We start from the raw sequence: 21,811 nt of genomic DNA, 5'->3' as shown, positions 1-21,811 counted from the left end.
TTTACGTGATTCATAGCCTGTTGCTGTTTGTTTGGCTGGCGTTATGCGCCGTGCAAGATATCCGTCAACGCCAGATCGCCAACCGCCTGACGTGGGGTGGGTTGCTGCTGGCATTGGTTTATTTGCTCTGGAGCGGGTCCACCTGGCTAGGGGCATCCGCTGCCGAGGGCGGATGGGCGTTTACCCTGGCGCTGCTGTTTACCTTGCCCGGTTATGCCTTAGGTCGGCTGGGCGCGGCGGATGTGAAGTTATTGGCGGCGTTGGCGTTGGCGACCAACAGCCAGTACTTGCTCGGCACGTTTGTCGGCGCAGGGCTGGCGAGCGTTGCATGGTTGTTGGTGGCGCCCAGGATGTGGCCGCTGATGAATCAAGGAGTTAGAAACGCTCTTTGTCACCTTGAGCCGCAGGCGTCAAACAAACAGCCATTTGCGCCCTTTTTGTTCGTCGGATTTGTACTCGCTTGGGCTTGGATCCCATTAGTCGTGACGTAGCCTAGTGCTATGTACATAGTAAGAAAGTACGTCTACGTTTAAGGGTGAGTTGTACGGAAAATAAGCGGTTGGAATGGAACGGTTGGTCTTTGGCTTGCCCAGGCATGGAGTCGCGCGTGAACAAGCTTACCTCTCTAGTGAAAGTGCTCGTTGTCGATGATCAACCTTTGATCGTGGAAGAGCTGTGCGAATACCTCGAAAGCAGCGGCTATCGCTGCATCCCATGCCATTCCAGCCTCCAGGCTGTAAAACGTTTCAGCGAAGACGCTGACATCGGCCTGGTGCTGTGCGACCTGCATATGCCGGAAATGGACGGTATCGAGTTGGTGCAGGCGTTGCAGCGTTTGGCCGGTAAACAGCGTGCCTTTGAATCCATCATGCTGACGGGGCGCGCCGACAAACAAGATGTCATCAAGGCCCTGCGCGCAGGAATCGCGGACTATTATCAAAAACCGATCAATCTCCCCGAGTTGCTGGAAGGGTTGCAACGTCAGGAGGCAGTGCTGCAGGAACGGCATAAAAGCCTTGAGCTGGGGCACCTGAACCAGAAGCTGCAATACCTGTCGGCGTCCATCGATGACCTTTATCACGATCTCGACAAGGTGCGTAGCAACCCTCAATCCTCCATCAGCGCCACTGAGGCGCAGGGGGAGGGTGAAGCACTTGATGTTGAGATGCCGGTTATTTTCAAACAGTTGTCACCGCGTCAATTGGACGTTGCACGGCTGGTGGGCAAGGGGCAGACCAACTACCAGATTGCCTGTGAGCTGGGCATCACTGAAAACACGGTGAAGCTCTACGTTTCCCAGGTGTTGCGCCTCACCCACATGCATAACCGCACGCAGTTGGCGCTGGCGCTGTCACCGAGCAATTCGGCGATACGCCAGCGGGTGACCGCCCACTAGTTGCTACCGCTCGGCGAGGTACCGCCTTGTTTCTGATCGTAGTACTCAGGAATAGGGTGCTTGTAGCTCTCTATCAGGCGCAGCATGGCGCCCTCGCGTTCAGCGGGGGTCGCCTTCTGCGGCTTGGACGACGCCAGTTGGCCGCTGACCTGCAGCTGTAGCCAGCCTTCGGTCTGTTTCTGTTGAGGCGAAGACGGGCCGGGCTCAATGGCCATGGCGGTCAGGGGCAGCGTTGCCAGCAGCAGGTTGGCGAGCAATGCGAGTTTCATCTGGATTCTCCCTGATTGACTGACTTGATAGGCGCCTGCAAGGCATCTCTGACAGCCGCTATTTGATCCTTGGCGGGCGACGCAGGCGAACGCTTGAGTTGCTGCGCCCGGGCCTGGGCCTGGCTGACTTGAACGGGGCTCAACCCCATGCGACTGACCACTTGCGCGGCCTGCCCCCAGTTGTCCTGGTAGATCAGCAGGGTCACCAGGTTAATGGCGGCCAACTGATTGCTCTGGTTGAGCTCCATGGCGGTGAGGAACTCGAAACGTGCATCGTCCATACGCAGTTGGTTGAGGTAGACCACCCCCAAGTCATTGCGGATTTTTTCATCTGTAGGCGAGAGCTGGGCGGCCCGTTGCAAATGGGCCAGTGCTTTACCGTTGTCGCCCTTGGCGACGGCGAGTTGCCCGAGTCCATGTTCGCCTTCAGCCGACAAGCATGTACCCAGCAGGGTTTTGTACAACGGCTCTGCGTCGTTGCGCCCTAACAGCCGGTAGACCTTTGCTTTGCGCAGGCGTACTTGAGGCAAGGAGTCCGGCAGATTTTGCAAATTGGCCAGGCTGGCGTGCAGCTTGCCGTCGTTGGCCATGTCGTCGGCGAGGTTCAGCGAAAGCTCCTGGTCGGCGCTGGGCTTGGAGCAACTGCCGTTAGCGGCGAACCCGGACCAAGGCGTCTGGCCCAGGTTCGCGCAGCCGCTCATGAGCAACAAACTGCACGCGGCAATCAGTGTTTTCATCGGTTGTCCTTTCAAGGCCCCATGGCCTTCGAGATGGCGATAAAGCCGGGACCGGCCAGTACGATCAGTAACGCCGGAAACAGAAAGACCATCATGACCACGGACATCTTGGCTGACATCTTGGAAATGTATTCCTGCATGCGCGTCAGGCGCCGGTCGTCCAGCAGTTGCTTGAGTGCCTGCAGCGACTTCATGGCGCCGCCGCCCTGATGCAGCAGCTGTTGCAGAATCGTGCAGGTGTCGCTGAACTCATCGACGCTCAGCATCAGGCTGGTTTTGTTCAACTCTTCGCCAAGCTCCAGGCCCGAGTCCACCCTGGCCAGCACAATGCGCAATTCCGAAGTGAGTACCGGCAGCAGCTTTTGCGCTTCTTGGGACATCACGCGCAAGGTTTGCTCAACGGCCATGCCGGATTCAAACAGGATGCGCAGCAGCGGAATGAAGGTCGAGATTTCCTGGGTGATCTGCTCCTGGCGCCGTTTGGCCAGCGACGCGAGCACGCGCTTGGGCAGCAGGTAACCGGTGGCCAGCCCGAGGAAGGGCGCTAGCCAAACGGGGTCCGCATCAGGGAAAAACACGCTTTGTATCAGCAGCGTCAGGCCCAGCAGTACCAGTGGCGCGCCCACTTGGCAGGCGGCGAACATCGAGCGCTGCCCGGCCTTGCGCCAGCCAATACGGTTGAGCAGGGTTTGGGTTTCGTTGTCGAGGCTGATGGTGCGTTGGCCAATCCGGGTGTTGCCCAGCGTGCGCAACCATCGGCCTATCTTGTCTTCACGTTCGGTCTCGCCCTGCAGCCGAGAGGTGACCACGCGCTGTTGACGACGGTGAGCCAGGACGTTACCGACCAGCAGTAACGTCGCTGCGAAAAACAATACTGCGCTGATCAACATGGCCATGTCAGACGCTCCTCAGCATGCGCCACAGGGCGATGCAACCGAACACCTGCATGGCGAAGGCACCAATTAACATCCACCTGCCGCTGTCATCGGCCCACATACCCACCAGATACGTTGGGTTGGTCACCAGGAAGTAACCGGCCACGCTGATCGGCAGCAATGCCAGCACCACGGCGGTCACGCGAGTCTCCCCCGTCATCGCCCTGAGTTGGCGAGCGCCCTGGTCCCGTTCGCGGATCATTTTGATCAGATTTTCCAGCAACTCGCTGGCGTTGCCGCCATAGCGATGATTGACCTTCAACCCCAGGGCAAAGAGGCGCAGCTCATCCTGTTCGTAAAACTCGGCAAAGTCGTGCACCGCATCCGGCAGGCTGACCCCGAGGATGACATTGCGCTTGATGCGTCCCATGGACTTCTTCAGCGGGTCATCACTGGCTTCAATGCCACCCAGCACGGCGTCCGCCAGCGTGCGGCCGGATTTGAGGCTGCGTACGGCGTGATCGAGCAACTGAGGCAACTGCTCAATCATCCGGCGCAAACGGCGTTGATAGCGCAGGGCCAGGTAGAACCGCAGGATCAGGGGCGGCAGTACGACCATCGTCAGCAAGCCCAGCCATTCGGCAGCCAGGAAACCGAGCGCCACGCCAAAGCCCCAAAGCATGAGCCATAGCCCCAGGCGTTCGGTGGGCTTGCCCAGACCGGCACGAATGAACATACGTTCAAGGCTGGTCACGACGGCCTTGTCATTCACTGCCTTAGGTTGGCCCTGGCCCAGTCGCTCCATCACACGCTCGGCCTGTGCCTGGCGCAAGCCACTGCGCATCATGTGCGTCGCCAGCAACAGCATGCCCAGAGAGATCAATGCGAGCAGGATCGGACCGATCATCAGGCGGCTCCTACAACGGCAGCGGGATTTCGCGGCGCAGTTTGTCGCCGGCGGGGTTGATGGCTTCGCGCAGGAAACCGAAGCCGGTGCGCTTGTCATGCCGGAACAGCGTGTTGGTGACGTACACGTCATCACGCACGCCCACGACTTCCACCACTTCACTGACGCAACGGCGACCGTCGGGCAAACGCGTCAGTTGGATCACCACATCCAGTGCCGCGCAGATCATCTGGCGCAGGGTTTTCTCCGCGACCACGCGGCCGGTGAGTCCAACCAGCGTCTCCAGGCGCAGCAGCGCATCCTGTGCGTTGTTGGCGTGCACGGTGCTCATCGACCCGTCGTGGCCGGTGTTCATCGCCGTGAGTACATCGAGCACTTCCACGCCACGAATCTCCCCCAGAATGATGCGGTCCGGGCGCATCCGCAGGGCGTTGCGAATCAGGTCGCTGGCCTTCACTTCGCCGTGCCCTTCGGCATTCGGCGGGCGGGTTTCCAGGCGTACTACGTGGGGGTGGCCCAGTTGCAGTTCGGCCACATCTTCGATGGTGACGAGCCGCTCATGGGGGTTGATCAGTTGGCTCAGAATGTTCAGCAGCGTGGTTTTACCGGTGCCGGTACCGCCGCTGATCAAGATGTTGCAGCGCTTGCCCACGGCCTCTTGGAAGAACTCGAAAATCAGTTGATCGATGGTCTGCATGGCCATCAGGTCGCTGCTTTTGAGCATGTCCTTGCGAAACTTTCGGATCGACAGGCAGGGCCCGTCCAGGGCAATCGGAGGAATGATCGCATTGACCCGACTCCCGTCCGGCAACCGCGCATCGACCATGGGTGACGACTCATCCAGTCGTCGCCCCAAGGGTGCGAGGATGCGTTGCATGACCCGCTCCACATGGTGGTCGTCGATAAAACGCAGGTCGCTTTGGTGCAGCAGGCCGTCGCGTTCGACGAACACTCGGTGGGGGCCGTTGACCAGGATTTCAGTAACGGATGTATCGCGCAGCAGCACCTCAAGCGGCCCGAAACCGGTGAGTTCGTCGACGATTTCTTCTGCCAGGCGCTCCATTTCATAGCGGGAGATCGCCAGGTGCATGCGGGTGATGTACTCGGCGACTTTATCCATCACAAATTGCGCCAAAGATTGGCGCGTGCCTTCCAACAGGTTTTTCCCCGACTCCTCTATGGCATCGATGATGTAGCGGTGCAGGACCAGTTTGAGGCCGTCGTGATCGGTGTTGTCGACGGTGCCGCGTAAGGGCGAACCGAACAGTTTATCGCTGCTCATTTCGTACTCCAGAGACGGGTAAGCCAGTTGGCCGGTGGTTTCTCAAGGCCTTCGGAGCGTTTGGCCAGGCGCTCGCCAAGGGTGCGCAGGCCTTGGGTGAGCGGCTCGCGGGGCGATAACGCAAATAAGGTCTGGCCCTGATTTTTGGCATTCAGGCGGATTTCCGCGCTCAGGGGCAGCACGGCAATCACTTCCAGGCCGAAGGTCTTGCCCAGCGCTTCGGCCTCCGGTGCGGCGCCTTTGATATAGCGGTCGACCAGCAGACGGCCGTGCTCCAGTTTCATGCCTTTTTCACGCCATCGATTGAGCACCGCCAGGTTGCGTCGGCAGTCGAGCACGCTTTGATCGGTGCACCACAGCAACTTGTCGCAATGGCTGACGAAGGTGCGCAGCGCTTCGCTGTCCGGCTGGCCGGTAAGGTTTACGACAATGTGCTGGAAGTGTTGGCGCAGGGCGCTGAGCAGCATGTACAGCTCGGCAGCGCTGGTTTGCTCCAGCGATTCGTCGCCGTCGGTGTAGGCCAGAATGCGCAGACCAGCCTCGGCCGAGGTAAAGGCGCTGTTGATCAAGGTGGCATCCAGGCGTCGTAAGTGGCGCAGGGCATCACCGAAGTGAAACGAGCTTTCCAGGCCCAACAGCGCCAGGCTGTCGCCCCGAGGCAGTCCCAAATCCAGTACCAGGGTTTGCTGCCCGCTTTTTTGCACCACTTGCGCCAGGTGGGTGGCCAGTAATGCGCCGTCGGTACCGCATTGGGTGCCATAGAGCACCGTCAGGCCACCCAGGTGAGTGGTGTGGCTGACCGTCGGCAGGCGCTTGCTCAGGCGTCGAACCAGGCCGGCCACTTCACTGGAACGCGAGCCATAGGCGACAAAGTCGCGGGCGCCGGCCCGCATGGCATTGAGCACGAGTTGATTGTCCATGCCGTCGCCCAGCGCGACGATGGCCAACATGGGTTTGGCCTCCAGTGCCCCTTCAATCAGGGCACATTGCGTGGTGACGTTTTCACGGTCCAGGCCGATGAAGACCAGGTTGGCGAAGGTCACGTCGACCAGTGCCAGCAGTTCGTCCAGACTGCCGCCGCCGGCACTGACCACTTGGCCCAACGGTGCAAGCGCGCCCTGAAGCCACTCCAGATCGGTGCTGTTACGCGTTATTGCCAGAAACGTTTGGCTCAGGCTTTCGCTCATTGGGACAGCCCCGTGCGACGGTCGAAGTTGCCATTTTCAAGGAAAAACAGGCGGTACCAATTAGGGTCGTAGCTGCGCAGCTTTTCGCCGGGCAGCGACGGCAACTGCGCATCGGCCGCCAGGGGTTGTACGAGGTGGGGTGTGACGATCATCAGCAACTCTTTTTCCTCGCGGCTGATGTTGGAATCGCGGAAGAACGCACCCAGGATCGGGATGTCGCCCAGGCCGGGAAATTTGTTGATGGTGGAACGGTTGTTGGTACTGATCAGGCCACTGATGACGAAGCTTTCGCCATCGGCCAGGGACACGCTGGTGTCGGTGCGACGCACAGTGAGTGCGGGTACCTGAATGCCCTGGATCTGCACGGCGTTGCTGTAGTCCAGTTCGCTGACCTCCGGTGCGACCTTGAGGGTGATGCGGTTTCGATCGACCACGGTGGGGGTCAGGGTCAACCGAATACCAAACTCCTTGTACTCGATGGAGATGGTGTCGCTGCCGGCGCTGGGCACCGGCACAGGCACTTCGCCCCCGGCCAGGAACGTTGCGCTTTGCCCGCTCAGGGCGACCAGGCTGGGTCGCGCCAAGGTGTAGGCAAAACCGCTGCTTTCCAAGGCATTGATCATCGCCGACACGCGCCCGCCGCCGAAGCCGATATTGAAGTTGGAGGCGCTCACCGGCAGGGCCAAGGTGTTTGCGCTGGGCACCGCGAGGTTGGGGCTGCCGATCAGGAAGTTTTTGCCAATCCCCAGGATCGAGGTGCTCGCCTCCTTGAGCTTGGTGCGACTGACTTCGACGAAGCGGATATCGGTCTGTACCTGGCTCGGCAGCAACGGGTCGTCCGAGGGGGACAGCGACAAGCTGGTCAACGCTGAAGTGGCTTTGCCTTTGACGAACACCATGCTCTGGCGTGGGGTGTTAGAGCACGCGGTCCAGATCATAAGGCTGGTGGCGCCTTGGGAGATGCCAGTCAGCAGGAACGCCTGGTTGCCGTTGACTTGAACGTCGGCGATTTTGGGGTCGCCGACCGCCAGGCGGGTAATGGCAACCGGGGATTGCATAGCTTGTTGCATGCCTTCACCGACTTCGAGCGTCGCAGGAAGCTTGCCCAGGCTCGCGCAGTTGCCCGGTGCTGCCTGTGCGATCGCGATGGGCAGCGTCAGGGTGACGAGGGCCCAGAACGCTCGTGAAAAAAACCTCAGGGAACGACTGCTCATTCAAGGCATCCTTAGCGCTATCTGGGCGTTTGTTGAGTAACCTGGTTGCCGCGTATCACCTCGACACCCGAGCGACGTGGAGCGCTGGTGGTGGCCGATGGGCTGAAGTTGCTGGTGGGTGGTGCAGTAAAGGCCAACTGATTGAACTGGTAGAGGTCGCGCTTGGCGTTGTCGAGGTTTGCCGCTGATTCATTGGTGCCCGACCAGTACTGGCTCAAGCGTTGTTCGTCAGCGCTGCGTAGGGCCAGGCGCATTGCACCGGCTTGCGTGGCAAGCACCAACCGACTCATCAGTTGTTCTGGAACGGCCAGCAACACGGTGCGCGCACTGGCACGGCTCTGTTGTTGCTTGGCTTTGTCTTCGGCCGTTGTTGCTACAGGGGAGCCGGGTTTACCGTCATTGGTCAGCCCGAGTTGGTCACCCACTCCAAGCAGGCGAAGTGCGGGGACTACGGTTTGCGCCGAGGGTTGCGGGTTACCGTTTTCCTGGCGCAGGTACAGCATCACGTCAACATAATCACCCGGGTTCAATTGCCCAGCGGCGCCGGTTACTTCATCCACGGCAACGGCCAGCGCGCGTTCGTCAGAGCGGATCATCCGGGCGAGGCTTCCGCCAGCCTCGAAGCTTTGTTCGGTCAGCCAGGTTCCTGCTTCCAGGCTGCGCCAAGGCGTGCGTCCGATGGCTTGCTCCAGCGTGGTGAGGCTGCCAGCCGGTGCAGTGCGCAGTTTTTCCAGGGTCAGGTCGGCGGCGGTGAGGGCGACGAAGGGCGGCACGTCGTGGGCCAGAACCACCACGGATTGACGTGTCGGGTCTTCGACGGGGGCCACTGAAGAGGGGGGCGCAACGGGCTGAGCAACCACGGCGGCCGCCGGTTCCGGACGGCTCAACACGAGGCCCCAATAACCGGCAATCAGCGCTCCCAACAAGAGCAACCCGGCCAGAATCATACTGATGCGACTGCTCATAAAGGCTCTCCCTTTCCCACTGCAGAACCTGCTGTCTGGTCCATCCAGCACTGCGCAATCAGTTCACTATCAAGGTCTAACTATTTCGCTATTTGAAGGTAGTTCAGCTAGGACGAAATGCCATTACTCCTTGGAAAATTTCTCTTCATTAGTGGGAAATAAGGTTCTTCAGGCGTCATCGATTTGGCTACTACTTTGTGATTAGTCGCTTATTACAGTTGTTGGGAGTGGATTTGCCGACAATGCTCTAATGGCACAGCGAGATCATGCTGTAGCCCAGCTACATCAGCGCCCGGAGCGCAAAGGAGAAGTCAAATGTTCCTTGACGTCATTCGCAAGGTGTTTATCAAAATCCAGATTTTGTCTTACGGAAGAGAGGGGGCCTCCGGTATCGAATATGCAATTGTCGCGGCGATGTGTGCAGCGGTGATCGGGCTGTTCATGACGCCCATCAGCACTAAAGTGAAAGCCATTTTTACATCGATTCAGACCGGTATCGGCACTTGAGCTTTTAACCCTTGTTGGAGAGTCGCATGTCAGCAATTGGCAAGGTGTTCTTAAAGCTTCAACTGATGGTCTGCGCCAGGGATGGCGCTTCCGGTATTGAGTACGCCATTGTGGCTGCCATGTGTGCAGCTGTGATCGGTATCTTCATGACGCCCATCAGCGACAGAGTCACTGCGCTGTTCAAGTTGGTCGAAGCCAGTATCTTGTCCACTTGATCAATGACGCGATACGACTACCCTGAGTGCACGTTTAGTATCAGGATCCTTACATGAGCCCCATGTCGTCCCCCCGGCAACAAATCCTGTTAGTGGACGACGAAGAGGACGCGCTGATCGAGCTCGCCGAATCCCTCGGAAACGAGGGGTTCGTGTGCTTTACGGCAACATCCGTCACCTTCGCCCTGCAAGAGTTGACACTTCACCCCGATATCGCGTTGGTCATCACCGACCTGCGCATGCCCGAGGAAAGCGGTATCTCCTTGATCAAGCGCCTGCGCGAACACACCTCACGCTCGCACCTGCCGGTGATTGTGATGTCCGGTCATGCCGAAATGGATGACGTCAGCGACATGCTGCGCCTGCAGGTCCTGGATCTGTTTCGCAAGCCGATTTACCTGGTGCGGTTGATTGATACGTTGGACAGCTTGTTTCCTCTCAGCAAACGGTAGGGCTTTTGGGGACTGCTGCGCAGTCGAACACGAGCAAGCCCGCTCGCCACAACAAGCCCTCTTACCACAGCAAACTCGTCTGCCGCAGAACCCCGCTCAGCCTAAACTGAGCGCTGTAGGCCTTGTCAGAGTTGATAGCTGAAACTCAACGTATACCGCGGCTGGCGGTTGAGGCTGTCGAGGGCCTCGTCCGACATCGGCTTGGCCGCTTCGAGCGCGATGTTGTAATACTTCGCGTCGCCAAAGCGCAGGCCCACGGCGGCTGAAGACAGGTTGTTGCCTTTGATGGGCTGGTCGTTGAACCAGGTCTTGGCACGGTCGAATACGATGTAGGGTTGCAGGATTCTTACCCACTCGCCGGCACGGTTGTAGCTGTAGTTGATCTCATAGGCCATGCCCCAGCCTTTGTCGCCCGAGCCTTGATCATCGGGGTAGCCACGACCGAAGTTCTGCCCGCCGAAGGTGGCGCGCTCGCTGTCGGGCAAGGTGTCGTCACTCCAATAGAGCGCTCCTGACAGCACGCCCTGAACGTTGCCGAACAGCTTGTTGCTTTGCACGCCCGACAGGCGCAGGCGGAAGAAGTCCAAGTCAGGTTTGAGGCCTTCGAGGTCGCTGCGTGTCTTGGCGCCCATGCCGTCGATGCCTTGGTACAGCCCCGCGCTGAGGATGCGCAGTTGGTCGGCGTCGGCCTTGCGCCAGTCGCCTTCGAACGCCACGGCGCGCAGGTTGGTTTCGATGTCGAAGCGCTGGGGGAATCCCACCAGTTGATAGCGGGTTTTCTGGTCGACCCCATAGAACCGCGTGCCCAGGGTCAACGACTCGGTGGGCGAGGCGATCAGCGGGTGACTCAGGCCAATGGAGAATCGGTCGATTGCCTGATGGGGCTTGAGTTCGAAGCCGCCGCCCAGTTGCAGGTTGGTGCCGGGGTCGGCGCGATAGCGTTCACCGGATAGCACCAGTTGGGTGCCCTCGGCATTGACGAATTGGCTGTAGGCGGCGCGGTAGTAGTGTTCTTTGTCGTTGCCCGGTGGGAACAGGCCGCTCACGCTCAGTTGTTCACCCATGGCGGTCTGGGAATTGCTGGTGGCGGTTAACAAGGCTTGCGTGCCGCCACGACTGGCTTGGTTGAGGCTCATGCTGGTGGTGAAAGGCTTGCGGCTGGCAGTGATCTGCATGTGGGTGCCGCCGTCGGTGGTGCCAGGTGGCGGCACTTGCGCTTGCAAGGTGACGCCGGGGATCGCGCCCATGAGTGTGGTGTAGCGCTCGAAGGTTTTACGGGTCAGTGGGCGCTCGGCCTTGAGTTTGTCGGCGAGCTTTTCGACGTAGGACGATACTGAGCCAATATCGCCTTGTACTTGGTAATCGCGGATATAACCCTCCACCAGAATGACGTGCACCAGGCCGTCATCGAAGCGTTGCTCCGGCAGGAACGCATAGGACAGCAGGTAGCCGTCTGCCTGGTAGCGCCGGGTGATGCTGCGTGTCGCCTCGATCAATTGGGCCAGGTTGGTTTCGTGGCCGATCAAGGGCTCGAACGCCAGGGCAACGTCGTTGAGCGGGTAGACCGTGCCGCCGTCGATCTGCAGTTTGCGAATGGTCACCTTGGTGTCCATCAGCAACGGTTGCGCCTCACTCGCCGCGGGGGTGGGCAGCTGCGTTTGCGGGGTGTTCGGGCGGTAGGCATCGGCGGGCAGATTGGGCACCGGCAGGTTGCGGATGGTGTCGTTGCTATTGAGGAAGCTGGGCAGGGTATCGGCGTGGGCGTAAGCACTGAGGGTGAGCAATAACAACGGTGTCAAAGCGCGCATAGGACACTCCATGGTCAAAGCAGCAGCGTTTCGCAGGTGCCCGCCGGGCTCTGAAGGCGCGGTTCGGGTGTTTTTCAGGGGCCGTTCAGTGGCCCTAAAAAAAGACGAGAGATTTATTAGATCTCTCGTCTCAACCAAGCGTAGGCGCTGTAGGTGAGGCCGTCTAATCGGCCAGGTGCAATTCTATTTTTTGCCGGTGAGGCCACCGAGCAACCCCCCCAGGCCACCGCTGGTGCTGGCCCCGGCACTGCCACTGGCGCCGGCAGATGCGCTGCCGCCCAGGTTCAAGCCGCCGCCGAGCAACCCGCCGCCGCTGGTACCGCCGGTGACCAGGCCACCCACCGACGCCACGGTGCCGCCGACAGCGCTCACGGTGCCGCCCAGGGCGTTGGTGACCGGGTTGGCATTGGCGCCGCTGATTTTGCCGCCCAGGCTGTTGACGGCGCCGCCGACGTTAGTCACCAGGCCATTGACTGGCGCGCCCAGGCCGGTGGCGTTGCCGACGTTTTGGGTCAGGCTGGCGATGCCACTGGTGGCAGGGTTAAGTGCGCTGCCGAGGTTGGTGGTCACCGCCATGATCGGAGCGCCCGCGGCGGTGTTTGGAGTGCCGCTGCCGCCCAGCAAGGTGCCCAGAGATGCCACCGTGCCGCCGGCGCTGGCGCCGGTGACGCCAGCAGCGCTCACCACGCCATTGGTATTGCCGGCGTTGAGGCCGTTGCCGGCGCCGGCGATGACACCACCGATCAGTTCCGGCAGACCGAGTTTGACGCCACTGCCGCTACCGCCGCCGTTGCCGGTGGCTGGGTCGACATAGCCGCTTGCGGTGCCGACCACGGTGCCGACGCCATTGAGCAGGTTACCCACGGCGCCGGTCACAGGGTTACCGGTGCCGCCAGCGCCGGCGACTTTATCGCCGAGGCCATCGACGGTGCTGCCGACTTTATCCAGCAGGCCGCCGACCGGGCTGTCCAGGCCCGTTGCGTTGCCAACTTTGCCGGTGGTTTTTTCCACCAGCGAGACGACCGGCACCAGCACTCGGGCGCCCACGGCATTTGTCACATTGCCCAGCGGGCCGGTGGTGCTGGCGGTGCTCAGGGTATCGCCGAGCATGGTCACCACTTTGCCGACTTTGTCGACCGCGCCGCCCACCACTGGCGCAGTTGCGCTGACCACGGGCACTTTACCCAGCAGCGTGCGCACGTTAGCGCCGGTGGTGCTGACGCCATCGCCCAGATCGGAAACACCTTGGCCTACGCCGTCGAGGGTGTTGCCCAGTGCATTGCTGTCAGTGCCCAACGAGCCGAGCCCATCCGACAGGCCGTTGCCGATGCTGCCGACCGCAGTGCCGGTGGCCACCACCAGACCTTGGGTGGTCGCGCCAACAATCGGCAAGCTGCCGAGGGTGGTGCCGAGACTGCTGACGGTGCCGCCCACGCCGGTCACGGTGTTGCCCAGCGTGTCGACGACGGTCGCGGTGACCAGTGGCGTGGTGGTGCCGCCACCAGTGCCTCCACCGGTACCGCCACCAGTACCTCCACCGGTACCGCCACCAGTGCCTCCACCGGTGCCTCCACCGGTGCCTCCACCGGTGCCTCCACCGGTGCCGCCACCAGTACCTCCACCGGTACCGCCACCAGTGCCGCCACCGGTACCTCCGCCAGTACCTCCACCGGTTCCGGCAGTATCCGAAGAGGAGGAGCCGCTACTGTGATGCCCGCCACCACCGCTGCTGCAGCCACCGAGTGTCATTGCTATTGCCAGGGCCAACGCGGTACTTGCTTTCCAAAACACTACTTGAGTTTTCATGATTGAATTCCTTGCACCCGTACAACCTTAGTTGTCTTCAAACGCTCGTTATTTCTTGGGATAGCGATGCGTTTGTCCGTAGGTCTATAACAGACCCGGGTGCGTGTTCCCTCAAGGCTCAACTTGGTATTAACGATTTATATAGAGGGCGTGAGGTGTGTGCTTAATGACTAGTCGTAAGGGTATAAGGGGAGGGCGTATCAAGATGTATATGTCTATTGAATCAGTCGCTTAGATAAACAAATAGCGGACTTTTTCAAGTCCGCTATTACTTATGGCGTATATATACAATTAAGCAGGTTTTGTTATGCGATTGGCCGCCATTTCCCCACCATATGTTCAATATCCCCCGCGCCTTTCAACAGTAATTCGCCACTGGAGCCGGCGGTGCTGCTGTGCAACGTCACTTCGCTGGGCAGGCGCACCGGTTTTTTGAATACCACTTCGATTTCTACATTGGCAGCGGGCAGGTGCTCACCGAGTGCGGCCAGTGTGCGGGCCTTGTTCCACAGTCCATGGGCGATGGCCTGGGGGAAGCCAAACAACTTGGCGGTCGGGGCACTCAGGTGAATCGGGTTGTAGTCGCCGGAGACCCTCGCATAGCGACGGCCGATATCCGAAGGGGCCTTCCAGTGGGTCAGTTCGCTGATGTGTACAGGTGTGGGCTGGGTGTCATCGGCAGCTTCGCCTTCGAGTTTTACGCCTCGGCAGAGCATTCGGCTCTCGGCTTCCCACAGCACTCCGAGAGAATCTTCGACGGTGGTTACCACCTCAAAGGTTGCGCCCTTGGCGTGAGGTTGGAGGTTTTGCGCGTGCACGCTTATGAAGAGTTCGTTTACCCCGCCCAATGGGCGATGGATTCGAATGCAATTGCTCAGGTGGATCAACCCCAGCAACGGGAAGGGAAATGCCTTGGCCGTGAGCAACTGCATTTGCAATCCAAACGCCAGGATGTGTGGGTAGGTCGCCGGTAGGATCGGGCTGTCGGCAAAACCGCAGACCTTGCGATACGCCGCGACGTCCTTGGGGTTGACGCTGACCCGGCAGCGCAGCCCCTGTTCAGGCAGTGTGCTGCCGGTAATCTTGCGCTTGAGCGCCGCTCGCCAATACAACGGCGGCAGAAACGGGGTATTGCCTAAGGTCTGCCATTCCATGCTCACGCTCCCAATAGACTTTGCCCGCACACCCGCAATGCTTGCCCGCTGACCGCGCCGGAACCGGGCTGGCTCAGCCAGGCCACAGCTTCGGCGACGTCCTGCGGCAAACCGCCTTGGCCCAGGGAGCTCATGCGGCGCCCGGCTTCACGCAGGGCGAACGGGATGTGTGCGGTCATCTGGGTTTCGATAAAGCCTGGCGCTACAGCATTGATGCTGATCCCGCGCTCCTTGAGCAACGGCGCCCACGCCTGCACCAGGCCGATCAAACCCGCCTTACTCGCGGCATAGTTGGTTTGCCCACGGTTACCGGCGATGCCGCTGATGGACGCCAGCACCACCACGCGGGCGTTGTCGTGCAGGCTGCCGCTGTCGAGCAGCGCTTTGGTCAATACCTGCGGTGCATTGAGATTGACCGCGAGCACCGCATCCCAATATTCCGGGGTCATGTTGGCAAGGGTTTTGTCACGGGTGATACCGGCGTTATGCACCAGAATATCGAGGCCATCGGGCAGGTGTTCGATCAACTGGCTGGCGGCGTCTTCGGCGCAGATATCCAGCACCACCGTGCGAGCACCCAGGCGCGCTGCCAGGGCTTCGAGGTCGGCCTTGGCCTGGGGGACGTCAAGGAGAATGACCTCAGCGCCGTCGCGGGTCAGGGTTTCAGCGATAGACGCACCGATGCCACGCGCCGCACCCGTGACCAGCGCTTTGCGCCCGGCCAGTGGGCGGGTCCAGTCCTCAACGGGCGTGGCGCAAGCCTCCAGGCGAATCACCTGGCCGGAAATGTAGGCGCTTTTCGGTGAGAGGAAGAAACGCAGCGCGCCTTCCAGCTGGTCTTCGGCACCTTCGCCGACGTAGAGCAATTGCAACACACCGCCGTTGCGCAGTTCCTTGGCCAAGGAGCGGCTGAACCCTTCCAAGGCCCGCTGGGCGCTGGCGGCAAACGGGTCGCTGAGACTTTCCGGGGCGCGGCCGAGGATCACCAGGTGCGCGCTGTTATCGAGGTTTTTCAGCAGGGGCTGGAAGAACTCGCGCAGTTGCTTGAGCTGGTCGGTGTGTTGCAGCTCGCTGGCATCGAACACCACGGCCTTAAGCTTGGGGCCGTGCCCGGGAATCCACGTCGATGACTCGGCGCCGTAGGTATAAATCGCGTCGGTGAGTTTGTTGGCAAATGCCTGCACCTTACTTGTCAGGGCTCCACCGCCCAGCAGCAGTGCACCGTCTACCGGGCGTAGGCGTCCGGCTTGCCAGCGTTCCAGGCGTACCGGTGACGGCAGGCCAAGGGCGGCGACCAGGCGATGGCCGAGGCTTGAGTTGGCGAAGTCGATATAACGGTCAGACATGGAACGCTCTCCGAAGGCTGGGGTTCAAAGGGTTGACCATCCCAGGGTAGCAGTCGTTCGACTAGGCTCAGTGATCAAGCCCATAACAGACAGAGGGAGCTTTCCATGACTCAATTGCGCCGTGTAGCGATCATTGGCGGTAACCGCATTCCTTTCGCCCGTTCCAATGGCCCCTACGCCACGGCGAGCAACCAGGCGATGCTGACCGCCGCCTTGGAAGGCTTGATCGAACGCTACAACCTGCACGGCCTGCGCATGGGCGAGGTGGCCGCCGGCGCGGTGCTCAAGCATTCGCGCGACTTCAACCTGACCCGCGAATGCGTGCTGGGCTCGCGCCTGTCGCCGCAGACCCCGGCCTATGACATCCAGCAGGCCTGCGGCACCGGGCTGGAGGCGGCATTGCTGGTGGCCAACAAGATTGCCTTGGGCCAGATCGAATGCGGCATCGCCGGCGGGGTGGACACCACGTCAGACGCACCGATTGGGGTGAATGAAGGGCTGCGCAAGATCCTGCTGCAAGCCAACCGCAGCAAATCCATGGCGGATAAATTAAAAGTCCTGTTACAACTTCGTCCCCATCACCTCAAACCAGAACTGCCGCGCAATGGCGAGCCGCGTACCGGTTTGTCCATGGGCCAGCACTGTGAGTTGATGGCGCAGACCTGGCAGATCCCCCGGGCCGAGCAAGACCAGCTTGCGCTGGAGAGCCACCAGAAAATGGCGGCCGCCTATGCCGAAGGCTGGCACAACGATCTGCTCACCCCGTTTCTGGGCCTGACCCGCGACAACAACCTGCGTCCCGACCTGACCCTGGAAAAACTCGCCGCCCTCAAGCCCGCCTTCGAGCGCAGCGAAAAGGGCACGCTCACCGCCGGCAACTCCACACCGCTCACCGATGGTGCATCCCTGGTGCTGCTGGGCAGTGAGGCTTGGGCGAAGGAGCGGGGGCTGCCGATCCTGGCGTATCTGCGCGATGGCGAAGCGGCGGCGGTGGATTTCGTCAACGGCGCCGAAGGCCTGTTGATGGCTCCGGTGTATGCGGTGCCGCGTCTGTTGGCGAGGAATGGCCTGACGCTGCAGGACTTTGATTACTACGAGATCCACGAAGCATTCGCGGCCCAGGTGTTGTGCACGCTAAAAGCCTGGGAAGATGCGGATTACTGCAAGACCCGCCTGGGGCTGGACGCGCCGTTGGGCGCCATCGACCGCAGCCGGTTGAATGTGAAGGGCAGCTCCCTGGCCGCCGGGCACCCATTTGCCGCCACCGGCGGGCGTATCGTCGCCAACCTGGCTAAGTTGCTGGATGCGGCGGGCAAGGGCCGAGGGTTGATTTCGATCTGCGCGGCGGGCGGTCAAGGGGTGACGGCGATCATTGAGCGTTGATTGCAGCCGAAACTGGCATATAGGATGCATTCTTGAGTGGTCAAAGATCGGTAGCCCCTCCCACCGGCGAGCCGATTGCCGTATAACGAGTGCCATACGCGTATTTGGTAATAAAGGACCCACAATAAAAGCTGATGAAGACTCCTAAACGCATTGAACCCCTGATCGAAGACGGTCTGGTCGACGAAGTGCTGCGCCCTCTCATGAGTGGTAAAGAAGCAGCTGTTTATGTGGTGCGCTGCGGCAACGAATTGCGTTGCGCCAAGGTTTACAAGGAGGCGAACAAACGAAGTTTTCGTCAGGCATCCGAATACCAGGAAGGCCGTAAGGTCCGAAACAGCCGTCAGGCCCGGGCCATGGCCAAGGGCTCCAAGTTCGGTAAGAAAGAAACCGAAGATGCCTGGCAGAACGCCGAAGTGGCGGCATTGTTCCGCCTGGCCGGTGCGGGCGTTCGCGTGCCCAAGCCCTACGACTTCCTCGAAGGCGTGCTGTTGATGGAGCTGGTGGCCGACGAGTACGGCGATGCGGCGCCACGTCTGAATGACGTGACACTGGAGCCGGACCAGGCGCGCGAATACCACGCCTTCCTGATTTCCCAGATCGTGCTGATGCTGTGTACCGGCCTGGTGCACGGTGACTTGTCCGAGTTCAACGTACTGCTTACCCCCACGGGCCCGGTGATTATTGACCTGCCCCAGGCGGTGGATGCGGCGGGCAACAACCACGCGTTCAATATGCTGGAACGGGATGTGGGCAACATGGCCTCCTACTTCGGGCGTTTTGCCCCGGAGTTGAAGAAGACCAAGTACGCCAAGGAAATGTGGGCGCTGTACGAAGCCGGTACCTTGCACCCGGCCAGCGTCTTGACCGGCGAGTTCGACGAGCCGGAAGAGTTGGCGGATGTGGGCGGTGTGATTCGCGAGATCGAAGCGGCGCGGCTGGATGAAGAGCGCAAGCAAGCGATTCGGGCGGCAGATGATGCTCCGCCGAGCAAAGCGTCCGAAGAACCGCCACCGCCGCCTTGGATGCAATGATCTTCGGGTAAATGAAGATCAAAATGTGGGAGGGGGCTTGCTCCCGATAGCGGTGTGTCAGTTACAGATATTGAGACTGACACACCGCCATCGGGAGCAAGCCCCCTCCCACATTGGTTTTGTAGTCAGTCAGTTAGAGCCTCACGCGCAGCAGCTTCCTGAAGCCAACTCCTTGAGAATCGGACAATCCGGCCGATGATCGCCCTGGCAGTGCTCCACCAGATCTTGCAACGTATCCCGCAACTGCCCCAGCTCCAGAATCTTCTGGTTCAACGCCTCGATATGCTGGCGCGCCAGGGCTTTCACGTCGGCGCTGGCCCGTTGGCGGTCCTGCCACAGGGTCAGCAGCTTGCCGACCTCTTCCAATGAAAACCCCAGATCCCGCGAGCGTTTGATAAACGCCAATGTGTGCAAGTCGTCCGGGCCGTACACACGGTAGCCACTGTCGGTGCGGTGGGCGGCTTTGAGCAGGCCGATGGATTCGTAGTAGCGAATCATCTTGGCGCTCAGCCCGCTTTGGCGTGCGGCTTGGCCGATGTTCATGGGCGTTGATCCTCTAGGTCAGTGGGTTTCCAGGTTTTCAACAACAGTGCATTGCTCACCACGCTGACGCTGGACAAGGCCATAGCCGCGCCCGCCAGCACCGGGTTGAGCAGGCCGAATGCGGCCAGGGGAATACCGATCAAGTTATACACAAACGCCCAGAACAGGTTCTGGCGGATTTTTGCGTAGGTCTTGCGGCTGATCTCCAGAGCGGCCGGCACCAGGCGTGGGTCGCCGCGCATCAGGGTGATACCGGCAGCATGCATGGCCACGTCGGTGCCGCCGCCCATGGCGATGCCGATATCGGCCGCCGCCAGGGCCGGGGCGTCGTTGATGCCGTCGCCGACCATCGCCACCACGCCGGTTTTTTTCAGATGGGCGACGGTGGCGGCTTTATCGGCGGGCAGCACTTCAGCGTGAACATCGTCGATGCCCAGTGCGTGCGCCACCACGCGGGCGCTGCCGCGGTTGTCGCCGGTGAGCAAGTGGCTGCTGATGTGCTGGGCCTTGAGTTGCTCAACGGCTTCCAACGCACCGGGTTTGAGGGTGTCGCCAAAGGCGAACAACCCGAGTACGCGCGGTTGTGGACCCTGTTCGATCAGCCAGGACAGGGTGCGGCCTTCGGACTCCCAATCGCTGGCGACACCTGCCAAGTCACCCGCGCTCAAGCCGATTTCTTCCAGCAGACGGCGATTGCCCAGTGCCAGTGGCCGACCGTCGAGGGTGCCGGCAATGCCGCGCCCGGTCAGGGATTGGCTGACGCTTACATCAGGCACCTTCAGCCCTTGTTCGCTGCAGGCATCCAACACGGCTTTTGCCAGGGGATGTTCGCTGCCGCGTTGCAGCGCGCCGGCCTGTTGCAGCAGCAGGGCTTGATTGCCATCCACCGCGACCAAGTGGGCGATTTTTGGCGTGCCGGAGGTGAGGGTGCCCGTCTTGTCGAAGACCACGGCGCTCACTGCGTGGGCGCGCTCCAGCGCTTCGGCGTCCTTGATCAGGATGCCGTAGCGGGCGGCGACACCGGTGCCGGCCATGATTGCAGTCGGCGTGGCCAGGCCAAGGGCGCAAGGGCAGGCGATCACCAGCACCGCCACGGCGTTGATAATCGCGGTCTCCAGCGACGCGCCGTACAGCCACCATCCCACCAGCGTGAGCACCGCCAGTACCAGCACGGTCGGGACGAAGACCTGGCTGACTTTATCCACCAGTTTCTGAATCGGCGCCTTGGCGGCCTGGGCGTCTTCCACCAGGCGGATGATGCGTGCCAGGACACTTTCGGCACCAAGGGCGGTGGTGCGCACCAGCAGACGACCTTCGCCGTTGATGGCACCGCCGGTAACTTTATCTCCGGGTTGTTTCGGCACCGGCAGGCTTTCACCGCTGATCAACGCCTCGTCGGCATGGCTTTGGCCTTCGATCACTTCACCGTCCACCGGGAAACGCTCGCCGGGTTTGACCAACACCAGGTCATCGAGCTTCAACGCGCTGATGGCGACGTCTTCTTCACGGCCATCCTGGACACGCAGTGCACGTTCAGGGCGCAGGGCTTCCAGCGCACGGATGGCGCTGGCAGTCTGGCGTTTAGCACGGCTTTCCAGGTATTTGCCCAGCAATACCAAGGCAATTACCACCGCTGAAGCTTCGAAGTACAGGTGCGGCGCCATACCCGCATGTGCGGTGAGCCATTCATAAATGCTCAGGCCGTAACCGGCGCTGGTGCCGATGGCGACCAGCAGGTCCATATTACCGGCGCCGGCGCGTACGGCTTTCCAGGCGGCTATGTAGAAGCGCGCACCGAAAATGAATTGCACCGGCGTGGCGAGGGCGAACTGCACCCAGGGCGGGAGCATCCAGTGCAGGCCAAAGGGCTCCACCAGCATCGGCAGCACCAACGGCAATGCCAGCGCAATGGCCAGCAGCAGCGACCAACGCTCGCGGTGCAGGCGCTGGGCTTGATCGGTATCGGTGGCGATTTCGCTTTGAGGCAGGCTGGCGCTGTAACCGGCCTTGTCGACCGCCGCAATCAGCACGGCGGGGTCCATTTGGCCCTGCACTTCGACGTGGGCGCGCTCGTTGGCCAGGTTGACACTGACGCTTTGCACCCCCGGCACCTTGCCCAGCGCACGCTCGACACGCCCGGCACAGCTGGCGCAGGTCATGCCGCTGATGGGCAGATCAAAGGTGGTGGATCCATTCATGGGGCATTCCTCCAGAAGAAGTTGCCCCTAGCATCAACCTTGACCTGTGGGTAAGGTCAAGCGCCTTCAGTAATCCAATGCAGCCGCTTTGAGGTACATGCCATCCGGGCCCTGGGCGATCCGTAACTTGCGTACGTCACCGGCCTTGAGCGTGATGTTTTGCGCGGGCGGGGCGAGCAGGCCAGGCAGGCAGCCCGCAGCTTGGCCCGGCAGCAGCTTCAGGCGCAGTGACACATTGCCGGCGGGCAGGTTGAACGAGGTGGCCTGCTCCTGGTACAGGCGCCCGGCCAACTGGTCTTGGATGTACAGGCCGATCTCGCAATTGGTCAGCACTTCCAGGCGTTCCCGGGAAATGATCAACACCGCATAGTCTTGATCGGCACTGGCCATGGGCGCAGCGGCAGACAAACTCATCAAGCCGGCAAGGGCAAAATACGACCAGCGCATGGCGAATGCTCCGTGGTGTGAATCAAAGATGGTTCAAGCTTGGCCGACAGTGCCGCCGAATACCAGCCCGGCCGATTTTTTCAGAA

The 21,811-nt window shown here is 60.9% G+C and carries 22 protein-coding genes; 7 read left to right on the top strand and 15 right to left on the bottom strand.

Annotation, left to right across the window (positions count from 1 at the left end; all coding sequences use genetic code 11):
- Positions 1–5 precede the first annotated feature (5 nt).
- Both BW43_RS13495 and BW43_RS13500 read left to right on the top strand, forming a co-directional pair.
- Entirely contained in the window at positions 6–491 is a 486-nt protein-coding gene (locus BW43_RS13495; RefSeq protein WP_177326438.1) for a prepilin peptidase, read from the top strand.
- 116 nt (positions 492–607) lie between these two features.
- Positions 608–1,396 carry a response regulator transcription factor gene (locus tag BW43_RS13500; protein WP_032887159.1) on the top strand — a complete coding sequence of 263 codons (789 nt, stop codon included), beginning with the start codon at positions 608–610 and terminating at the stop codon, positions 1,394–1,396.
- Here BW43_RS13500 and BW43_RS13505 read toward each other — a convergent pair.
- From BW43_RS13505 to cpaB, 8 genes are read right to left on the bottom strand one after another with little or no spacing between them, the layout of a single operon-like run.
- Positions 1,393–1,665, bottom strand: a complete 273-nt coding sequence (locus BW43_RS13505) for a DUF3613 domain-containing protein (protein ID WP_032887136.1) — start codon at positions 1,663–1,665, stop codon at positions 1,393–1,395. The two genes, BW43_RS13500 and BW43_RS13505, sit on opposite strands and share 4 nt — an antisense overlap.
- On the bottom strand, positions 1,662–2,402 hold the full coding sequence (locus BW43_RS13510) for a lipopolysaccharide assembly protein LapB (RefSeq protein WP_032887135.1): 741 nt from the start codon (positions 2,400–2,402) through the stop codon (positions 1,662–1,664). The genes BW43_RS13505 and BW43_RS13510 overlap by 4 nt, the downstream gene beginning before the upstream one ends.
- Before the next feature lie 11 nt (positions 2,403–2,413).
- Positions 2,414–3,298: a type II secretion system F family protein gene (locus tag BW43_RS13515; protein ID WP_032887134.1), complete on the bottom strand. Its 885-nt coding sequence runs from the start codon at positions 3,296–3,298 to the stop codon at positions 2,414–2,416.
- 1 nt (position 3,299) lies between these two features.
- Positions 3,300–4,184, bottom strand: a complete 885-nt coding sequence (locus BW43_RS13520; RefSeq protein ID WP_032887133.1) for a type II secretion system F family protein — start codon at positions 4,182–4,184, stop codon at positions 3,300–3,302.
- Between the two features lie 10 nt (positions 4,185–4,194).
- Entirely contained in the window at positions 4,195–5,466 is a 1,272-nt protein-coding gene (locus BW43_RS13525) for a CpaF family protein (protein WP_032887132.1), read from the bottom strand.
- Positions 5,463–6,653: a pilus assembly protein gene (locus BW43_RS13530; RefSeq protein WP_032887131.1), complete on the bottom strand. Its 1,191-nt coding sequence runs from the start codon at positions 6,651–6,653 to the stop codon at positions 5,463–5,465. The genes BW43_RS13525 and BW43_RS13530 overlap by 4 nt, the downstream gene beginning before the upstream one ends.
- Positions 6,650–7,867, bottom strand: coding sequence for a type II and III secretion system protein family protein (locus BW43_RS13535; RefSeq protein WP_032887130.1), 1,218 nt, complete (start codon positions 7,865–7,867; stop codon positions 6,650–6,652). Before BW43_RS13535 ends, BW43_RS13530 begins: the two co-directional genes overlap by 4 nt.
- A gap of 17 nt (positions 7,868–7,884) precedes the next feature.
- Positions 7,885–8,832, bottom strand: coding sequence for a Flp pilus assembly protein CpaB (gene cpaB / locus BW43_RS13540; RefSeq protein ID WP_032887129.1), 948 nt, complete (start codon positions 8,830–8,832; stop codon positions 7,885–7,887).
- Between the two features lie 315 nt (positions 8,833–9,147).
- Between cpaB and BW43_RS13545 the strand changes: the two genes are divergently transcribed.
- The 3 genes from BW43_RS13545 to BW43_RS13555 are packed head-to-tail and all read left to right on the top strand — an operon-like array spanning position 9,148 to position 10,006.
- Positions 9,148–9,339 carry a Flp family type IVb pilin gene (locus tag BW43_RS13545; RefSeq protein WP_032887128.1) on the top strand — a complete coding sequence of 64 codons (192 nt, stop codon included), beginning with the start codon at positions 9,148–9,150 and terminating at the stop codon, positions 9,337–9,339.
- A 26-nt stretch (positions 9,340–9,365) separates the two neighbouring features.
- Complete coding sequence (locus BW43_RS13550) at positions 9,366–9,554, top strand: hypothetical protein (RefSeq protein WP_032887127.1); 189 nt, start codon at positions 9,366–9,368, stop codon at positions 9,552–9,554.
- Positions 9,555–9,607: 53 nt separating this feature from the next.
- Entirely contained in the window at positions 9,608–10,006 is a 399-nt protein-coding gene (locus BW43_RS13555; protein WP_032887125.1) for a response regulator, read from the top strand.
- Between the two features lie 125 nt (positions 10,007–10,131).
- Here the strand turns inward: BW43_RS13555 and BW43_RS13560 are convergent, their stop codons facing one another.
- The 4 genes from BW43_RS13560 to BW43_RS13570 all read right to left on the bottom strand — a co-directional run bounded on the left by BW43_RS13560 (position 10,132) and on the right by BW43_RS13570 (position 16,120).
- Positions 10,132–11,814, bottom strand: a complete 1,683-nt coding sequence (locus tag BW43_RS13560) for a ShlB/FhaC/HecB family hemolysin secretion/activation protein (protein WP_032887124.1) — start codon at positions 11,812–11,814, stop codon at positions 10,132–10,134.
- 183 nt (positions 11,815–11,997) lie between these two features.
- Positions 11,998–13,620 (bottom strand): collagen-like triple helix repeat-containing protein, encoded by a 1,623-nt coding sequence (locus tag BW43_RS0127495; protein WP_081797717.1) that lies wholly within the window; start codon positions 13,618–13,620, stop codon positions 11,998–12,000.
- Positions 13,621–13,925: 305 nt separating this feature from the next.
- A complete protein-coding gene (locus tag BW43_RS13565; protein ID WP_032887122.1) occupies positions 13,926–14,774 on the bottom strand; it encodes a MaoC family dehydratase in 849 nt (282 codons plus the stop codon).
- Between the two features lie 2 nt (positions 14,775–14,776).
- A complete protein-coding gene (locus BW43_RS13570) occupies positions 14,777–16,120 on the bottom strand; it encodes a 3-oxoacyl-ACP reductase (protein WP_032887121.1) in 1,344 nt (447 codons plus the stop codon).
- Positions 16,121–16,225: 105 nt separating this feature from the next.
- On the opposite strand from BW43_RS13570, the gene BW43_RS13575 reads away from it, so the two are divergent.
- Positions 16,226–17,503, top strand: coding sequence for an acetyl-CoA C-acetyltransferase (locus BW43_RS13575; protein WP_032887120.1), 1,278 nt, complete (start codon positions 16,226–16,228; stop codon positions 17,501–17,503).
- Positions 17,504–17,637: 134 nt separating this feature from the next.
- Positions 17,638–18,537, top strand: a complete 900-nt coding sequence (locus BW43_RS13580; RefSeq protein WP_032887119.1) for a PA4780 family RIO1-like protein kinase — start codon at positions 17,638–17,640, stop codon at positions 18,535–18,537.
- 141 nt (positions 18,538–18,678) lie between these two features.
- On the opposite strand, the gene cueR is transcribed toward BW43_RS13580, so the two are convergent.
- From cueR to BW43_RS13595, 3 genes are all read right to left on the bottom strand, one after another.
- Positions 18,679–19,080: a Cu(I)-responsive transcriptional regulator gene (cueR, locus tag BW43_RS13585; protein WP_032887118.1), complete on the bottom strand. Its 402-nt coding sequence runs from the start codon at positions 19,078–19,080 to the stop codon at positions 18,679–18,681.
- Complete coding sequence (locus BW43_RS13590; RefSeq protein WP_032887117.1) at positions 19,077–21,278, bottom strand: cation-translocating P-type ATPase; 2,202 nt, start codon at positions 21,276–21,278, stop codon at positions 19,077–19,079. Before BW43_RS13590 ends, cueR begins: the two co-directional genes overlap by 4 nt.
- Positions 21,279–21,344: 66 nt before the next feature.
- Positions 21,345–21,725: a hypothetical protein gene (locus BW43_RS13595; protein ID WP_032887115.1), complete on the bottom strand. Its 381-nt coding sequence runs from the start codon at positions 21,723–21,725 to the stop codon at positions 21,345–21,347.
- Between the last annotated feature and the right edge of the window lie 86 nt (positions 21,726–21,811).

The organism is Pseudomonas sp. RIT357 (assembly GCF_000632245.1).
GTDB lineage: Bacteria > Pseudomonadota > Gammaproteobacteria > Pseudomonadales > Pseudomonadaceae > Aquipseudomonas > Aquipseudomonas sivasensis.
The sequence above is the reverse complement of the archived record's forward strand: the minus strand, read 5'-3'. Positions and strand labels throughout refer to the sequence as shown.

Excerpts from the sequence above, each read along its gene's own strand:
- BW43_RS13575 (WP_032887120.1), top strand. The coding sequence starts at position 16,226 with ATGACTCAATTGCGCCGTGTAGCGATCATTGGCGGTAACCGCATTCCT.
- BW43_RS13580 (WP_032887119.1), top strand. The coding sequence starts at position 17,638 with ATGAAGACTCCTAAACGCATTGAACCCCTGATCGAAGACGGTCTGGTC.
- BW43_RS13505 (WP_032887136.1), bottom strand. The coding sequence starts at position 1,665 with ATGAAACTCGCATTGCTCGCCAACCTGCTGCTGGCAACGCTGCCCCTG.
- BW43_RS13520 (WP_032887133.1), bottom strand. The coding sequence starts at position 4,184 with ATGATCGGTCCGATCCTGCTCGCATTGATCTCTCTGGGCATGCTGTTG.
- BW43_RS13530 (WP_032887131.1), bottom strand. The coding sequence starts at position 6,653 with ATGAGCGAAAGCCTGAGCCAAACGTTTCTGGCAATAACGCGTAACAGC.
- BW43_RS13565 (WP_032887122.1), bottom strand. The coding sequence starts at position 14,774 with ATGGAATGGCAGACCTTAGGCAATACCCCGTTTCTGCCGCCGTTGTAT.
- BW43_RS13555 (WP_032887125.1), top strand. The coding sequence starts at position 9,608 with ATGAGCCCCATGTCGTCCCCCCGGCAACAAATCCTGTTAGTGGACGAC.
- BW43_RS13550 (WP_032887127.1), top strand. The coding sequence starts at position 9,366 with ATGTCAGCAATTGGCAAGGTGTTCTTAAAGCTTCAACTGATGGTCTGC.
- BW43_RS13545 (WP_032887128.1), top strand. The coding sequence starts at position 9,148 with ATGTTCCTTGACGTCATTCGCAAGGTGTTTATCAAAATCCAGATTTTG.
- BW43_RS0127495 (WP_081797717.1), bottom strand. The coding sequence starts at position 13,620 with ATGAAAACTCAAGTAGTGTTTTGGAAAGCAAGTACCGCGTTGGCCCTG.
- BW43_RS13595 (WP_032887115.1), bottom strand. The coding sequence starts at position 21,725 with ATGCGCTGGTCGTATTTTGCCCTTGCCGGCTTGATGAGTTTGTCTGCC.
- cpaB (WP_032887129.1), bottom strand. The coding sequence starts at position 8,832 with ATGAGCAGTCGCATCAGTATGATTCTGGCCGGGTTGCTCTTGTTGGGA.
- BW43_RS13560 (WP_032887124.1), bottom strand. The coding sequence starts at position 11,814 with ATGCGCGCTTTGACACCGTTGTTATTGCTCACCCTCAGTGCTTACGCC.
- BW43_RS13525 (WP_032887132.1), bottom strand. The coding sequence starts at position 5,466 with ATGAGCAGCGATAAACTGTTCGGTTCGCCCTTACGCGGCACCGTCGAC.
- BW43_RS13535 (WP_032887130.1), bottom strand. The coding sequence starts at position 7,867 with ATGAGCAGTCGTTCCCTGAGGTTTTTTTCACGAGCGTTCTGGGCCCTC.
- BW43_RS13570 (WP_032887121.1), bottom strand. The coding sequence starts at position 16,120 with ATGTCTGACCGTTATATCGACTTCGCCAACTCAAGCCTCGGCCATCGC.
- BW43_RS13590 (WP_032887117.1), bottom strand. The coding sequence starts at position 21,278 with ATGAATGGATCCACCACCTTTGATCTGCCCATCAGCGGCATGACCTGC.
- BW43_RS13515 (WP_032887134.1), bottom strand. The coding sequence starts at position 3,298 with ATGGCCATGTTGATCAGCGCAGTATTGTTTTTCGCAGCGACGTTACTG.
- cueR (WP_032887118.1), bottom strand. The coding sequence starts at position 19,080 with ATGAACATCGGCCAAGCCGCACGCCAAAGCGGGCTGAGCGCCAAGATG.
- BW43_RS13510 (WP_032887135.1), bottom strand. The coding sequence starts at position 2,402 with ATGAAAACACTGATTGCCGCGTGCAGTTTGTTGCTCATGAGCGGCTGC.